This window comes from Priestia sp. VA7, from assembly GCF_055710015.1.
On sequence record NZ_JBVQPN010000049.1, the window covers coordinates 1 to 388 of the forward strand.

Annotated in this window: 1 protein-coding gene; it reads left to right on the plus strand. The window is 36.1% G+C overall.

Going from position 1 to position 388, the window contains the following annotated elements; all coding sequences use genetic code 11:
- On the plus strand, positions 1-388 hold a 388-nt coding region (locus AC0C45_RS30095), incomplete at both ends, for a helix-turn-helix domain-containing protein (RefSeq protein ID WP_472929333.1).

Here is a 388-nt window from a genome sequence, read left to right on the forward strand (position 1 = left end):
GTGTACTTGAATTTTTAACAAAACCGATTGAAAAAGCAGCTCTTTGGGAATGTCTTCAAACCATTATTGCTAAAATAGAAAAGCAAAAGGGGTCTAATCAAAAAACAGATGCTTGCGTCTATATTCCCTTACCCCAGATGACTGATCAGATTCCTGAAGTAGTCAAAGATATTTTGGAGTGGGTACATGCTCATTTTCAAGACAAGATCAGCACGAGCCGCCTAGCTCATGACTTAGGGTATAGTGAGAGTTATATCTATCAAAATATCAAAAAGCATCTTCAGATGCCTTTAAGTGATTACATTAATCAATATCGGATTAATCAGGCAATTCAATTGATGCAACAAGAACCAGATTTAATGGTATATGAAATAGCACAAGCTGTAGG